The sequence below is a fragment of the Stenotrophomonas sp. genome (assembly GCF_032056425.1).
Taxonomy (GTDB): domain Bacteria; phylum Pseudomonadota; class Gammaproteobacteria; order Xanthomonadales; family Xanthomonadaceae; genus Stenotrophomonas.
In genome coordinates, this window is record NZ_DAMBCN010000007.1 from 33,659 (window position 1) to 49,133 (window position 15,475).

Here is a 15,475-nt window from a genome sequence, read left to right on the forward strand (position 1 = left end):
TGGCCTCAGCCCGCCGCCAGTACCCGCCGTGCCGCCTCAAGGAAGGCGGTGTTGATCCGCTCCGCTTCGGCCAGCAGCTTCTCCAGCGCGTCGGGGTTCATCGCCCCGTTGATCGTCTCCACGTTCTTTGCTGCAGCGCGCATGGTGGCCTCTTCCTGCACTTCGCTCTGCATCAGATCCAGTGCCAGCGCCCGGGCCGCAGCACGGCAGGCCTTGGCCGTGGCCATGGATTCGGCAATGGCACTGCGATACAGCTCGAAGACCTCGTTGATCCGCTCTTCCACGTGCGCCATGGGCAGACGACCGTTCGGACGCTCGTGCAGGAACGCCTGCATCGGCTTGCCACGGAACGCCAGCTCCTTGGAATTCTTCGAGGAATACGCGCTGATGCCTTCGACGCTGATGCCATGCAGCTCGATCTCCTCCTCGATTGCGTCCAGGATCGAATCAATGTCGTCCGATGAACGCAGATCGGCCTTGTTGAGCACCACGTAGACCGGGCGTCCTTCGAATCCGATCTCCGTCAGGAAGTCGATATCGGATTGCGGAATCGTGCCGTTCGCATCAATACCGATGATCCAGAACAGCACATCGGATTTCCGCGAATGGGACACCGCAACCGCGCGATCGCTTTCGCTGAACGCACCGTCGGTGCCCGGATTGTAGCCCGGCGTGTCCATCAGGCAGATGTTGCCGGTGCGCTCGGTATCCATGTGGGCGCCCACGCTGACGAGCGGCATGATGCGCTTGAGATCGAAGCTGAACTTCTCGACGAACGCGCGGGACATTTCCCTGTAGAAGCCCGCGTCCAGGTCGATGCAGCCGCCGTTGAAGGAATAGGCCTGGATCCTCGTCTGCGCTGCGGGATAGACGTAGCTGGGAATGACGGTGGCCGGGGTAACACTGGAAAGCAGCTTGAAGTCACTGCCAAGGAAGCTGTTGATGAACGCAGACTTCCCGCTGCTGAAGCCCCCTACCACGCCCACCACCGTGCGGCGGAAGATGTCCGGGTTGGCCGCCATCAGATGCAGCTCCTGCTGGATGGACTGCAACAGCCGCAGTGCCTTAGCCTCGTCGGCCAGGGACGCCTCGGCACTGGCGAAGCGCATGTAGTCGTCATCCAGCAGCTTCTGGAACGCCTCGACCCCTTCGTTGCGCGGCGGCGGCACGGCAAGCAGGCGCGACACCAGCGCAAAGCGGATCTGCGTGGCGGCGTGCTCGGCTTCCAGGCGGTCCAGGTCGCCGCCCAGCTGGCGGCGCTGTTCCTGCTCGTTCTCAAGGGCTGCCTGCGTTGCCGCATGCTGCATGGACTGGACCTTCAGACGGTCCTGGGCATCCACCAGCGTTGTGGTCAACTGGGTGCGAGCCATCTGTTCGGCGCTGTAGCGCTGGCTCAAGTCCAGTTCCCGCCGCCCCGCTTCTTCAAGTGCCTCCTGCAGTCCACGGTTTGCCTGCGCCTGCGCATCCCGCTCGCCGGATAGTGCACGTTCACGCGCCTGCGCTTCACCGCGTTCGCGGCCGCGCATGGCCTCGCTTTCCGCCAGGGCAGTGGTCACGGCGCCCAGTTGGGTGGTGCGCTCAGCCAAGGTCGCCGCGGACTGCTCCACAGTGGCGCCCAGCTGCCGGCACTCCTCATTTATGGCGCTCCAGCGCTGATCGGCCGCGTCCATCTGCTGCTGGAGCGCGGTCGCGTGGGTCCGGCGGCCCCAAGGCTTCCATCCCGCCAGGTAGTTCAGATGCTGCGTGGTACTACCGTTGAACAAGGGCGTGCGGTTGTTACCACTCACTGCATTGCCTCCAGCTCGGCATCCATCCGGGCGAGCGTCGCCCGCGTCCTTTCTGCGTCTTCCATCAGTGCCTGCAGCGCGTCGAACTGCGCCTGGATATGTCCGATGAAATCGCCCGCCACGGAACGCGGAACTGCCTTCTTCACACTTTCGATGTGCTCGATGGCGGCCGCGTCGGCAGCTTCACGCAGCGTTTCCACGGCATCCTTCACCTGCTCAAGGAAGGCTTCGGCGGCCTCCCCCTTCAGCTTTGCCGCCGCCGGCGACTTCACGACCGGGGCCCGCAGCGAGACCGCCGGGAACTCAACGCTGTTGATGATGCTTTTCAGCGATGCATAGACCGCCTCGATGTCCAGCTCGTCGTCCAGCTTGCGGCGTGCCCGCTCCAGCAGATCTGCAAACAACTCCGTGGCAAACCTGTGCTGCTGCTCACCTGCCCTGCTGTCCAGGTCGGTCCGAAGCGCGTTTGCAAAGCCCGACACGGCGGCTTTTGCTGCCGCCGGCCGTACAGTCAGATGCTCGTCCTTGTACTCACGGTAGCCACCGTCCCACAGCTTCCGGGCAACCCAGTTGAAGGCGCCGTCGGACGCTTCCCGGCGGGTCGTAGTCACGCTGCCCACCGTCCGTTCCACGCCGTTGCCCGCAGTGTCATAGGCCGCATCGATGACCTGCTTCATGGACGTGCGCAGACCGCTCACGAACTTGGTCTTGATGGTCTTGAGGCTATCGTCCAGCTCGACCGTCAATTCCAGCTTGAGACGCTCCAGCGCACGCTTTCTCTTCTTCAGGTCGGTCAGACCGGCCTCGCCAATGTCGCTGCGGCGCAGCGACAGCTGCCTGCGCAGGTCACGCAGCAGTTCCACCTGTTTACGGTGTTTGGCGTCCAGCAGGTCCTGTCGCCGTGCAGCCAGAACCTTCGCCTTCACCAGACGGGTCTGTTCCACCACCTTGTGCAGGCCATCCATGTTGGCCAACTGGTCGAGATTCGTACGCGACAGGCCGACGTTGTCGTCCTTGAAGTAGTCGGGATACGTCTCCTTCAGATTGTTCCAGGCGTTCAGGCGTCCGCCCTCCCAGCCCGACACGCTGGCGAACTCGACCGACATGGAATGGCACATGCCGGAACTGTGGATGATCGCGTCTTCACCCTTGTCCACCAGGCTCTGGAACACGTCCCCCACTTCAGGATTGGACGCCTTCAGGCCGTCCAGCACGTTGCGCGCGTGGCCAGCCAGCTCGCGCCGCAGGCCAGTCAGCGAGGCGTGCAGCGATGCCTGCATCTCCGATCCATGCAGTGTGTTGTCCACCTGGCTGGCAACCAGCACCAGCTCACGGATACCTTCCGAAGCGGTAATGCGCGCCATGACGTCCAGGTCCTCCTGGCTCATGAACTGCGCTGCCGGGCTGACGACAAACACCACATCGCAGCACTTCAGCAGATCATGGGTACGCGCTTCACGCGACGCCACCGGATCATTCAGCCCCGGGGTATCGATGATGCGCAGCCCACGCAGCGATTCCATCGGCATCTGGATATCTACGCTCTTGGTTACCGGCATGTACCGGCCCTCAGCAGCAACGTAGCCGCCCAAGAGCACCGCCAGTTCCTGCAGATCGGCAGCTGAAAGCTGTGCCTCCTCCCCCAGGCTGGCCAGCGACAGCCCCGACGCAGTGATCTTTTCCCACTGCTCGTGCGACGCCTGCAACGACGGCTGGTTGGTGGCCAAAGCGCGTCGCGCAGACCGCTCGGCCAGCTCCCGGCGGCGTGCCGGATCCACCCCTGCACGCCCCTCGGTGCGCCGCAGCTCCTCGGCGGTCAGCGCCGCAAGCCGTTCTTCGTAAGCCGTGGCGGCGTATTCAATGTTGGCAAGGTCCGCTTTCGAATAGAAGCGTGCGGTCGCCTTGAACGTTTCCCCATACGTCAGGGTGGTCAGCGCGGCCGTCATGGGGGTAGCCGCCTGCGGCAGCACCGATTCACCATTGAAGACCAGCGCGTTCAGAAGCGTCGATTTGCCGGCTTTCACCCGACCCACGATGCCGATGTCCAGCAGTCGATGCTCGTCATCCAGGCGCAGCAGCGCCTCTTTCAGGCCATCGACCGTATCGATCTGCCACTGTGCCTGCGCACCCACCGCACCGTTCAGGACATCCGCATTTGCGTCAAGCCAGTTCACCAGCTTCTGCTGGCGGTCCAGAAGAACCTGCGCGCTCATCGGGAAGCCTCCAGTGCGGCAACGTCGTTGGCAACAGCGGCCAGACCCGCGTCAGCGGCATCCAGCGCGTGCATGCGCGCAGCGCGCGCCGGGCTGTCGTGCTCGGCCACCACGGTTTCCAGCAGCGTGCGCTTCTCATCCATGGCGGCTCGGAATTCCTGCACTGCCTGCTGGATCAGGCCATCCACCTGTTGCTGCAGCAGTTCCGGCAAGCGGGTACGGAACTCGCGTTGCACCGATGGAATGACCTGGTTGTCGATGATCTTGCGAAGCTCCTCCTCACGCAGCTTGCGCGAGACAAAGCCGAGGATCTCCGGCAGGAAGATCACGACCAGTTCGATGGCCGGCGCCACAACGTTCGTGGTGACTGCCAGAACCGTTGCAACGCTGCGGAAGGCAAGCTTGGCCTGCTGCACTTTCTCCCGGTCACTCTCGCCGTCGCCCATGTCGGGGCGCAGCACCTGTTCGCTTTCCCTCGCTTTCTGCAGGGTGCTCTGCCAGCGGTCCAGCGCCATGCTGGTCTGGGCCAGGGTCTCCTGTACGCGCACCTGCATCTGCTGCGTCCACTCCACCCCGCCCACGCTGCCGACGTCATGCATTTCCCGCTGCGACAGCGACGTGGCCAGATCGGCCACCGCCTGTTGGCTCAGCCCATCCATGCGCTCTTTGACAACCCGGCTCAGGCGCTGGCGGGAGATGTCGCTGACCACCTGCGAGAACCGGGCATTGTTGCCGCCGGCGGCGGCCGCCTGCAGCTCACTGGACGCTTCGCGCAGTGCGTCGCCCACTTCCTGCACGCACTGCTCGACCACCGGGGCCAGATGGCTGCGCCCCAAGCGGGCGACCAGCGCGTCACGCTCGGCATTCAGATCATCCAGTGCTTCATTCAACTGCCGCACGCTGCGGGCAATCTCCGCACCGCTCTGATCCAGCGCTCGGCGCGCCGTCTTCACCTGAACGCGGGCGTGGGAGAGCTGGCTCGAAATGCGCGGCAGGAAGCGCGCCAGCCAGAGGTCGCTTGCCGAAATCTGCGGCAGCAGCAAGGCCAGGCCATTCCCTGGCTTGCGGTCATCGCGTGCGATGGCAGGCTTTGCGCCCAGGCGCAGTTCCAGCTGTTCGCGCACCGCCATCTCCACCGCATCGGTTTCTTCGGCCGACCGCAGGTTGGCTTTGCTCAGCAGGATGGAGAACCCGGCTTCATAGGTCTGCATGGTCTCGAGCTGGCGCAGCGTCGACTCAGCCAGGGTGCCGTCGGGCACGCTTACAGCGACGATGAAGTGCGCACCACGCGGCAGGTAATAGGCAATAGCCTTGTTGTGGCTTTCCAACGACGAGCCAAACCCCGGCATGTCCACCAGTACCTGCGGATACAGCGCCTGCAGACGGGGATCATCCAGGTGCAGTTCCAGGTGCGTGTACAGCGATGCGCGCGGCTTGATCGACAGCAGCTCCTGCACGGCAAGCCTGTCACTGCCACCGTCGGCGCGATGGGCCACGATGTGCGGATCCTGGCTGTAACGCAGTTCGGTGGCCAGCTCCGTTTCCGGGGTGATCCCGACCGGCAGCACGTCCGCCCCCAGGAAGGTGTTGATCAACGAGCTCTTGCCTGCACTGAAGGCGCCGATGATCGGGACCAGCAGCTCGGCCTGCTGCATTTCCTCGGCCAGCACCCGGTTTTCCGGAAGCTCGATGCCCGCGTTGTCAACCAGTGTGGTGATCCGGTCCAGCAGACTGAGGCATTGATTCTTTACAGCGAACATCGATATCCCCTGTGTGGCGTGTAGTTCGGTGATGTGGTGCGGAGTGATTGTTGGGTGGGCATGCGACATCCGGCGTCGCACACGCGCTTCAGTAGCGCTGTGCAGCGCTGCGATGGCGGGCGGCGATGTCGTCGGCCAGTGCTGCGGGCGCCAGGACGCGTACCGATGCCCCCAGACCCAGCAGCCACCAGCGCAGCTGGGCCGAATCGTCAACGGTGGCCCGCAGGCGCGGTACCAGGCCATCACCGACATCGAGTTGCTGGTCGCGCGACAGCGGGGTCTCAGCCAGGTGCTGGGCAAGCGCTTCGTCAAGCTCAAGCTCGACAGACAACGGCCCCTTGCTCTCGAAGCCTGCGGCCACGCGGCTCGCATAGTTGCCGAGCTCGAAGGTTTCGGCGCCCTCGGTGTCAGCATCAAGCATGCGGGCACGCTGGATACGGTGCAGCGACAGCGTGGTGGTTTCCGAGCGGCCCTCGATACGACCGGCCAGGTAGCTGGACGTACCGCGCTGGATCATTCCATAAGGGTGGAAGACGTATTCGCTGGGGTCGCTGCGACCGCGGGCCACGTAGTCCAGGTGCAGCTGTTTGTCGCTGAACAGTGCCTGGTGCACGTTCACCGCGACGTCGGTATCCACCGCTGCCGGCAGCAGTGACTGGCTGGCCGGCACTACGGCCACCTTGTCGTGCCAGCGCCGGAGGGCACGGGTCGTGCGTACCGCAGCCAGCGTCTTTTCAGCCTGTTCAAAGAACGGCGTGAGTGCCGGCCAATGGTTGGCCGGCAGCAGCCCCTGCAGGTTGCGCTGCGCCGTCAACAGCACCACAGCCTGCGACACAGACATGCCGGGCATGCTGAAGGCGGATGCACCGCGCATCCATGCCCAACCATAGGGCTTCTGCAGATCATTGCTCTCAATCGGGAACTGCAGCGAAAGGGCGTTGAGATCGCGTTCGATGGTGCGCGTGCCCCCCTTGTAGCTTTCTGCCGCCAAGGCCTGGGACAGCTCTTTGACCGTGCGGTAATGCGGAGCGGGATGCAGCAACTGCAGCAGGCGCCATTGGCGCGCCAGCGAAGAGCGATTGTCGTTGTCCATGGTGCCAATCCTTTGTGTATTGCACAGCGTCCCGAGCGGGGATGAGCCGATTCAACCGGAGGCTGCGACATCTGATGTCGCAAGCTGGCACTTCGGTCGGCAACGGGTTCCTTCCCCTTGATCGCGTGATTATGGTGAATCCAGTCACACTTTCCCAGCAGGCAGAGCGGTCTTCTGTGTGCGTCGGCGTGGAACGATCTGTGCACCAAAACCTGGCTCAAGTAATCGCACGCCCAGCCGATAGCGCGCCTTCCCCGTCGTCGAAGAATCTATCGCCAACGCGTGCGCCGCGTCTTTAGGAATGGCCTGAAATGCCATTCGCTCCTGCAGCGACGCCAGCGGGCTGCGCCCGCAGTGGCACGCGGCGCGCACGCCAGTATTGAGACAGGGAAACGGACGTTCGAATCGACCTCTTGCACCCGACACCGGTTGTCGCACATCTGCGCAGACTGATCGTCGACGGATCGAACCGGGGCAGGGATGCTCCACTCAATCATCAGCAGAGGGACTGTATGTTCAAGATCATTGGTGCCACGGTGGTATATGGCTTTGCGCTCTATGGCCTGGGCCGCTGGCTGGCCGACCAGCCGTCTTTCGGCGTAGATGACTGAGGCGCGCCGGACGATGTGGGGCCGCGCACAGAAACTGACCTATCGCTGCCGGGATTGCGGCTGGAAGCGCACCACGCCCCCAACCGGGGACGTGCGCATCGAGGGCCTCACCTGGTTCCGCAACTGCCCACAGTGCCGGTCAACTGCACTGGACTGCGGTAACACCAGCGCGCTGGACACGCTATGGCAGGGGCTGCCCGAAGCGTGGCGCAGCGCACGACGTTCGGAGTAGTTCCCTTGGCTGATTCGGCATGCATAATGGCCCAGCTGACAGGGGGACAAATGGATTCGACTGCTCTGAAGGAAGCGCACCGCCACGTTCGCGATGCGCAGCCGGGCTCCGCGCGCGTGCGCCTGCACCGCGCCATAAGCTGGCTTAACCGCGCTGAACAGGAAGACCAGGATACGGATGCCCGTTTCCTGTTCCTGTGGATCGCGCTTAACGCAGCCTACGCGCAGGAGTTCGGCTTCGAGAATGCCGAGCGCGAGCAACTGCGCCGTTTCTTCAACGCGTTGCTGGCACACGACACCGAAGAACGACTGCAGGACATTCTGTTCAAACAGTTCCCCGGCCCCATCCGCACGCTTGTTGCCAACCGCTTCGTGTACGCACGCTTCTGGCAGGCACTGCGTGAACATGACAGCAGCAACCGCTGGGCCGAGCGTTTTGCCACAGACCAGCGGCTGGCGCTGCAGGCCGTGGTTGAACGGCGCACCGAGGTCGTGATTTCCATCGTGCTGGACCGCCTGTATGTGTTGCGCAACCAGCTGGTGCACGGCGGGGCCACCTGGGACAGCCAGGCCAATCGCGCGCAGCTGCGCGATGGCGCCGCCATCCTCGGCCAGTTGGTGCCGGCTATCCTGCAGTTGATGTTGAAGGAAGGCGCACCCGATCTGGGCGAGGTGGCTTACCCGATGATTCCCAACTGACGGAGCGCAGACCCAGCGCCAGCCGGGGGGCTGCACGCATCTGCCAGTAAGCCTGTGCCTGGTCCGTTGAGGAAGCCGAACCGCCACCGCCCCTGACATCCCCATCACCCGCTTTCACACCGCTGGAATCGCGGCCTGCGCACGATCAGTCACACCCCCAAGCAAACCCCGGCGATGGCCCACAACGCCCCGCCAACTGATCCTGATGCAGCAACTCGCCCCCGATTTCTGGAACCTGCGCGGCACCTTCAAGGTGGCCGGGCTGCTCAACGTCGGTACGCAGCTTTCCTTGCTACGCCGCCGCAATGGCCGGTTCGTGGTACTGGACAGCTACACCCCCAGTGAGGCCCAGCGCCAGGCCCTGCTGGACCTTACTGCCGGCGGCACGCGGGTGGATGCCATCATCAATGTGCACCCGTTCCATACCCTGCACTGCGCGCCCCTGCACCAGCTGCTGCCCGCTGCACGCCTGATCGGCACGCGCCGCCACCTGCAACGGGCGCCGGGCCTGCCGTGGGATCCCCACGTGATCGAGGACGTGGCCACCCAGGCCGACTTCGCCGATGACCTGGATTTCTCCATTCCCGCCGGCCTGGATCTGGTGCCCGCCGATGACAGCGTGCACGCCAGCTCGGTGCTGGTCCGCCACCGCCGCAGCGGCATCGTGCATGTGGATGACACCCTGAACGTGCTGGCAGCGCCCGGCGTGCTGGGCAGGTGGCTGCCCCAGTCTCGGCTGAAGTTCCACCCCAGGCTGGCGCGGGCGCTGCAGGCCCGCGCCGGTGCCGCCGATGCGTTTGATCGCTGGGCCCGCGCGTTGGCCGAGCGCTGGGCCGGCACCCCGTTCGTCTGCGCCGCCCACTCCGCGGTGCGCGCGCTTCCGGCCCATGGCTGGCGCGACGAGATGCTGAAGGCCCTGCACAACGTGCAGGGCGCGCTGCACCGCCATCGCCGTCGCTACGGCTGACGCCGCTACGAATCACGCTCTCCTTCCCCTCCCCAGTACAAGGTTGACCTGACCATGACCCAGCAGCAGCTCACCACCATCAACCCGCTCACCGAACAGGTGCTGGATACCTATGCCTACATGTCCGACGCCCAGGCAGCAGACACCGTAAAGGCCAGCCATGAAGCCTTCCTGCAGTGGCGCCTGCGCAGCCTGGAAGAGCGCGCTGCGGTGGTGGCCGCCATTGCGCGCAAGCTGGAAGAGAAGAAGGAAGCCTTCGCCCAGTTGATGACCAACGAGGTAGGCAAGCTGATCGATGACAGCCGCAGCGAGGTGGACCTGTGCGTGGCCATCTGCAGGTACACCGCCGAGCAGGGCCCGAAGGTGCTGGCCGATGAAGAGCGCCCCTCGGCCAATGGCGTAGGCATCGTGACCCACTCGCCCATTGGCGTGGTGTACGGCATCCAGCCGTGGAACTTCCCCGCCTACCAGGCGGTGCGCTACTCCATTGCCAGCCTGATGGCCGGCAACGGGGTGCTGCTGAAGCATGCCGAAAGCTGCACCGGCAGCGGCCTGTTCCTGCGCGACCTGTACGAGGAAGCCGGCCTGCCCAAGGGGCTGTTCGGCGTACTGCTGATCAGCCATGACCAGTCCGATGCCATCATCGACCACGACCTGGTGCGCGCGGTAACGCTCACCGGCAGTGAAAAGGCCGGGCGCACCGTGGCCGAGAAGGCCGGCAAGGCACTGAAGAAGACCATGCTCGAACTCGGCTCCAACGATGCCTATCTGGTGCTGGACGATGCCGACCTGGAACTGGCGGTGAAGACCTGCGTGAAGGGGCGCCTGTTCAACAACGGCCAGACCTGCGTCAATGCCAAGCGCTTCATCGTGACCGAGAAGAATTACGACGCGTTCGTTGAGGCCTACGCCAAGCAGTTCGCGCAGATCCGCATGGGCGACCCGAACGACGGCAGCACCCAGCTCGGCCCGATGGTGTCCAAGGCCCAGCGTGACACCCTGCACCAGCAGGTCAGCAAGAGCGTCGCCCAGGGCGCGCGGCTGGTGGTGGGGGGCGAAGTGCCGGCCAAGACCGGTTGGTTCTACCCCGCCACGGTGCTGGCCGATGTGGCGCCGGGCCAGGTGGCGTATGAGGACGAACTGTTTGGCCCCGCGGCGGCCATCATCAAGGCCAAGGACGATGATGACGCCATGCGCATTGCCAACGACAGCCGCTACGGGCTGGGCGGCGGCATCTTCAGCCGCGATGTGAAACGCGCGCGCGAGCTGGCCAGCACCTACTTCGATACCGGCATGGTCTGCATCAATGGTTTCAACGTGGCCGGCCCCACCCTGCCCTTCGGCGGGGTGAAGGCATCGGGCTACGGGCGTGAGCATGGGCCGGAGGGTTTGAAGGAATTCGTCAACATCAAGTCGATTACGCTGCCGGCTGCGTCATGAGTCGGCGGCACCCTCTCTAACTGTTCTCCATTCACCAGGGTGCTGGCACGGACGCCTTCCTGCTGGGCTGCTACGCCGGTCTCCTCCCACGCGAGGCGGCGATGCGCTTTGGCTACGCCATGGGTTGGGCATCCGTTTTAGGTAAGTGACGCCATGCCTGACCATCCTTGTTGCGTGATGCGGTCCTGGCCGTATGGTCACCCAGGTGGGTTCGCGGGCAGTTGGAGGCGTCCCGGCTGGCTGAATCCCCCCTACTTCGACTTGTTTACATAGGCCACCAGCAGCTCAGAAGGCGTCGATGACAATCTCCCGTCGGGCGCAAGCAGCTGGATAGTCAACCGGTACCTTCCGGGCGCTTGTCCTTGGGCCCACGCCAATCCCACCTGTGTGTAGTGGCTGCCAGCGGGCTGCAATCCCGCAGATTGCAGAGACTGATGATCGACGTTATCCAACCAGCCGCCGGCGACGTTGCCCGTTGGCCCGATAGGCTCAATCCTGGCTGGACCACCTGCCACCGACTCCACTCGCACCAACGGAACCACCGTGGACTGCTGCCCGTCCAGACGCTCCAGTTTCAACTGGGCAGGCAGCCCGAGGGCGCGCACTTCGCTAGCGGCATCGAGGGACTTCAGTCCATCCTCTCCGCGCACACGAATGCCGAGGAACAAGGTGGATGACCCACTGTTCCCAGGGGGTAGCAACGTGAATTCGACCACCATTGGGCTATCCATTGCCACCAGCGGGAACGGTCTGACCAGCGGCGCCTGGTCCAACCGGGCCGCTGCTGAATGGGCTTCCGCTTGGGGCCGGGATTCGGACTGGCAACCGGCGACGAATGCCATGCACACGGTCATGGCCACGCAGAGCAGTGTTCTTCCTTGTGGAAGCATTGCGGTCCCTCGTTGCTGCATCAAATGACTACCAGGGCAATGCCTGACGATCTCTTATACACCTCGGTGAAGAATGGTTGCGCTATTTTCGACAGTGCATTCCCGCATGCAGGGAGATCCAGACGCCCGCCGCACCTGCCTGGTCGCAATGGAGCCAAGCACTCTCCATAATGGTCACGATCGAGCGCAAGGAACTCGCCCATGAGCAACGTACCGGTTCGCCGGCTTGCCTGCGCCGCGCTGGTGGCCGCGCTCGGCGCCACCGCCTGTGCCAAGGCCCCATCCACGGAAAAGGATTTCGACGGCATCCTATCTCAAGACGCATCGAGCTCACGTACCGTTGGCGGTCACACCTACACGACGCAGCCGGTAGAGGCCAGGCTGGGCCCCCATCGTTTCATGTTCCCGGCCAACATGTATTACGACCAGATCGGCCCGCACCCCGATGGCGGGGTGATGCTGACCGTGTTCTGGCCTGACTTCGATGCCGCGCCACCGGGCAACCGCCCGGTTCGGTCGGTAGAGGACAGTCAGCGGCAGGTGCTGATCGAGTTGAACTACCTGGATCGCGTGCCGATCGCTGACTACCTTGGCCGACGCTCCAGCAACGATGCCACGGCCGAAGCGGGTTCCCTGCGCAGCCGCAACCCGGCCCAGCGTCTGGAGTTGCGGGACGCCCAGGCCGAGCGCTGGGGCCTGACGCCCTATGCAATCAACCCCGCACTGATGGATGCCTACGTGAAGGATTCGGAGGCTGAACTTGGCGTGCCTTATCGGCGTAACCCGGCGCTGGAGCCCGATTGGTATGTCGCGCGCTCGACCGATGGAAGGCTGACCACCTTCATCAGTTGCGACCCAGCCGATCGGGTGCCCGACGGGTTGTCGGTGCAAGGCCGCGCACTGGTATCTACAGGTGCCAAGCGGGTCGCACTGTGCCACCACTCCATGGTGGACATGGACGACAACATCACCATTGAGATGGGCTATGCACGCGTGATGCTGCGCGACTGGCAGCGTCTCGAATCAGCGGTTCGCGGGTTGCTGCGGAATCACAGGGTGACGTCGTAGTTTGTATTCAAGGAAGAGCCATGAGTGGACTGACCAGCCTTCGACAGGCATTTGAAGTCGGTTGGTCGACACATCAACTCAGTGAAACATCGGCTGCATCTATCAAGCAGACACCACGCGTTGCTAGCGACCTGGCGAATCCGGCTTGGATGAGTGCGTCGCGCAGAACACGATCACAGAACACGTCTGCGGCATAGGGCGTTCGAAAGACATGGGCCTCTCCCACCGTGTCCTTCTTGATCGCAAAGCGCGCACCACCGACAGTGCTGTAGAACTTTCCGCGCGGATAGCCCTCTGTGAGCACGTTCACCGTGGATGCTGCCTCATCAATGGCGTCCAACATCCTGGTGACTTCACACAGGTAATGGGGCGGGGCGGCCGATCCATCTTCAAGAGCAAATTCGCATTTCAGGAAGGAGAATCCCGCGCGATCAACGGATTCAAGTACATCCTTCAGCGGCTGCGAGACAAGCCAGTAGCCCCTGAACCCACTCTCCAGGTCACCAGGAAAGTCGCCAACACTGTTGTCATAGCGGAGGCGTGGAAGCTCCTTCATGGAAGCCAACCCCGCTCTCTCTGAGGTTGAGTCAAGGCAGACTGGCAGCGGTACGGATCGCGAGTTGTCGAGCACTACGCCATGCCCGCGGCCACCGCTCAGAACATCGGGCTTTAGAAGATAGAACTCGCCTTTCCTGGGTTGATTTGCTCCGCCCATGGTGATCCCTCTTGTTCATACCCAACCCAGTTTATTTCCTGCGCTGTGGTTCGCGCTGCGCAACGGCTTTTCAGAATCATGTGCCGTAGCCGACTTTGCCACTGATGCCTCACGGTGTCCTTAGGAACAGTCAGAACCTTGCGCTCTGCCACACATCGGCGCGAGCAACGTTCGGAGCTTGCCAGCCCCCGTCCCAGCGCATGAGACACCGCCACGTCATCCTCCCCTCCCCCAAGGAGGATGACCATGACCCCGATCGACGCCGAGTGGCTGGAAGAATTTGATCACGCCCTGCTGAGCCTGTTTGCCACCAACCACCGCGAGGCCGGCATGGATGCCTACCTGCTGAGTTGCTATGCCGATCTGGAGCCGCGCGAGGCGGCGATGGCCTACGGCAATGACTACGATCTGGCCCGGACGCCATTGCTGTGGCCGATGCCGGGATTGGTGCTGCACAGCTGAGTCGCGAAGGTGGGAACCCGCGGGTAGTTCGAACCGAGGCAAGCCAACATTCTGGGCTCCTCACGCCGCAGCCCGTAGAGTGGTCTTAATGCCGCAATGGAGTTGCTGATGATCGGGAACCGCCGAGGACTATCTGCCCTTTCTCCCGCCGCCTGCTGGCTCTTGGCTGTGTCAGCACTGGCGGTCGGGTGCGCACCTCAACCGGATGCGCCTGTCAGTGAAAAAGGTAGCTCAGCACCAGATCATCATCAGTCCGGTATCCCGATGACCGAGCTGCAGAAGCGCATTCTCTCCTACGCAGATTCACTCAGGTCGCGGGGGGATATCAGCCCGGAAAAGTTCGGCGCCGCAATCGGCTTCACTCTGCTACAAGACAAGAAGGTCAGTATCAGGACCTACGCCAGAGACCTTGTTACGGCAGAAGGCTACAACTATGGCGCATCGTACTTTTCGGTCGAGTCGGCGCGTGATTTTCCCCACCACGAGGTGACCTTCTATCAGCGGGGCAAGCCGCCGGTAACTGAAGCCCCGGACGGGGTGTGCTACTGGGATGCAGAAAGCGCAGGTCGAGCGCTCGAAAGCCTCGGATACAGAACCGGTGGGGAAGCCCCGTTCCAGCGAGGGGGTGTGAGGCCGTACTGGCGATCCAGCAGGGACGGCAAGCAGAACATGCATACCAGCCTCTTAACGTATCGAGCCGAGGAAGGGCCCAATGCCAGAATCTGTGCTTATGCGGTCAGGTTTGGAGGAGGACGCGATTGAACGGATTGGAATGCAGTACGGAAGATGCACCGGATGAGCGGATAGGTTGAGCTCGCGTTCCATCAGATGCATTGCCTTGAGCACTGAGCCTCTGGAACGCCGATATGGCTTTCAGCCTTTACCAGCTTCTGAAAAGCCACCACGCCATCCTCTGTTGCCCCCAGAAGGATGATCATGACTCCAATCGAAACCGAATAGCTGCAGGCCTTCGACCGCGAGCTGCGCTACCTGTTCTCCATCGACCAATCGGACGCCGACATGGATGAGCACGCGCTTACCCTCTACGCCGACTTGCCACCGCGCGAGGCGGCGATGGCCTACGGCAATGACTGCGACCTGGCCCGCAAGCCCTAGCTGTGGCCGGTGTCGAGACTGGTCCTGCACAGTTAAGCGGTGACGCAATCGGCACACTTCCGGCATCTGCGACACAAGTGGACTGTCGCAATCGGAACTATGCGCTGCTGCAAACCGTGAATTTGCAGGCGCGTCCGGGCGGTAACTTAACACCGGCCGAAACCGCGTTAGCACAAAGGATCTGCGCTGGGGCCTGCATGCAACAATGCCGTAAGCGTCAACACTTGCGGCCTCTCAGGGCTACGGTTTCTTGGCATCTCGCAACCGTGCGAGTACACCTTGGCATTGCCACCTGACACGGGTGGCGCGGGTGTCGAAAGCCCGTTCTATAGCGATGTGTTTACGCTTGTCAGCCGGCGTCACCTCTGCGTGGCGCCGGCTGGCAATCCGTTCGCGTTCCATGGCGGGCGGTGCGTGGGGGTC

Annotated in this window: 12 protein-coding genes; 6 read left to right on the forward strand and 6 right to left on the reverse strand. The window is 63.2% G+C overall.

All coding sequences use genetic code 11. From position 1 onward, the window contains the following. Positions 1 to 5 precede the first annotated feature (5 nt). From RTY46_RS07115 to RTY46_RS07130, 4 genes are all read right to left on the reverse strand, one after another. Positions 6 to 1,787, reverse strand: coding sequence for a dynamin family protein (locus RTY46_RS07115; protein WP_312707453.1), 1,782 nt, complete (start codon positions 1,785 to 1,787; stop codon positions 6 to 8). Beyond that, entirely contained in the window at positions 1,784 to 4,000 is a 2,217-nt protein-coding gene (locus RTY46_RS07120; RefSeq protein WP_312707455.1) for a dynamin family protein, read from the reverse strand. The genes RTY46_RS07115 and RTY46_RS07120 overlap by 4 nt, the downstream gene beginning before the upstream one ends. Beyond that, a complete protein-coding gene (locus RTY46_RS07125) occupies positions 3,997 to 5,760 on the reverse strand; it encodes a dynamin family protein (protein ID WP_312707457.1) in 1,764 nt (587 codons plus the stop codon). Before RTY46_RS07125 ends, RTY46_RS07120 begins: the two co-directional genes overlap by 4 nt. Before the next feature lie 88 nt (positions 5,761 to 5,848). After that, positions 5,849 to 6,853: a WYL domain-containing protein gene (locus tag RTY46_RS07130; RefSeq protein WP_312707459.1), complete on the reverse strand. Its 1,005-nt coding sequence runs from the start codon at positions 6,851 to 6,853 to the stop codon at positions 5,849 to 5,851. A gap of 893 nt (positions 6,854 to 7,746) precedes the next feature. Here RTY46_RS07130 and RTY46_RS07135 point away from each other — a divergent pair. The 3 genes from RTY46_RS07135 to RTY46_RS07145 all read left to right on the forward strand — a co-directional run bounded on the left by RTY46_RS07135 (position 7,747) and on the right by RTY46_RS07145 (position 10,801). Further along, entirely contained in the window at positions 7,747 to 8,394 is a 648-nt protein-coding gene (locus RTY46_RS07135; RefSeq protein ID WP_312707461.1) for a HEPN domain-containing protein, read from the forward strand. A 205-nt stretch (positions 8,395 to 8,599) separates the two neighbouring features. After that, positions 8,600 to 9,361 (forward strand): hypothetical protein, encoded by a 762-nt coding sequence (locus tag RTY46_RS07140; protein WP_312707463.1) that lies wholly within the window; start codon positions 8,600 to 8,602, stop codon positions 9,359 to 9,361. 54 nt (positions 9,362 to 9,415) lie between these two features. After that, positions 9,416 to 10,801 carry an NAD-dependent succinate-semialdehyde dehydrogenase gene (locus RTY46_RS07145; protein WP_312707464.1) on the forward strand — a complete coding sequence of 462 codons (1,386 nt, stop codon included), beginning with the start codon at positions 9,416 to 9,418 and terminating at the stop codon, positions 10,799 to 10,801. 251 nt (positions 10,802 to 11,052) lie between these two features. Here the strand turns inward: RTY46_RS07145 and RTY46_RS07150 are convergent, their stop codons facing one another. After that, positions 11,053 to 11,643 (reverse strand): hypothetical protein, encoded by a 591-nt coding sequence (locus tag RTY46_RS07150; RefSeq protein ID WP_312707465.1) that lies wholly within the window; start codon positions 11,641 to 11,643, stop codon positions 11,053 to 11,055. Positions 11,644 to 11,892: 249 nt separating this feature from the next. On the opposite strand from RTY46_RS07150, the gene RTY46_RS07155 reads away from it, so the two are divergent. Beyond that, positions 11,893 to 12,759, forward strand: a complete 867-nt coding sequence (locus RTY46_RS07155) for a hypothetical protein (RefSeq protein WP_312707466.1) — start codon at positions 11,893 to 11,895, stop codon at positions 12,757 to 12,759. Positions 12,760 to 12,832: 73 nt separating this feature from the next. Here RTY46_RS07155 and RTY46_RS07160 read toward each other — a convergent pair whose 3' ends face one another. After that, entirely contained in the window at positions 12,833 to 13,474 is a 642-nt protein-coding gene (locus tag RTY46_RS07160) for a DUF1629 domain-containing protein (RefSeq protein ID WP_312707467.1), read from the reverse strand. Between the two features lie 246 nt (positions 13,475 to 13,720). Here RTY46_RS07160 and RTY46_RS07165 point away from each other — a divergent pair, with 246 nt between their 5' ends. Beyond that, on the forward strand, positions 13,721 to 13,936 hold the full coding sequence (locus tag RTY46_RS07165) for a hypothetical protein (protein ID WP_199912218.1): 216 nt from the start codon (positions 13,721 to 13,723) through the stop codon (positions 13,934 to 13,936). A gap of 264 nt (positions 13,937 to 14,200) precedes the next feature. Then, on the forward strand, positions 14,201 to 14,698 hold the full coding sequence (locus RTY46_RS07170) for a hypothetical protein (protein WP_312707468.1): 498 nt from the start codon (positions 14,201 to 14,203) through the stop codon (positions 14,696 to 14,698). Positions 14,699 to 15,475 lie beyond the last annotated feature (777 nt).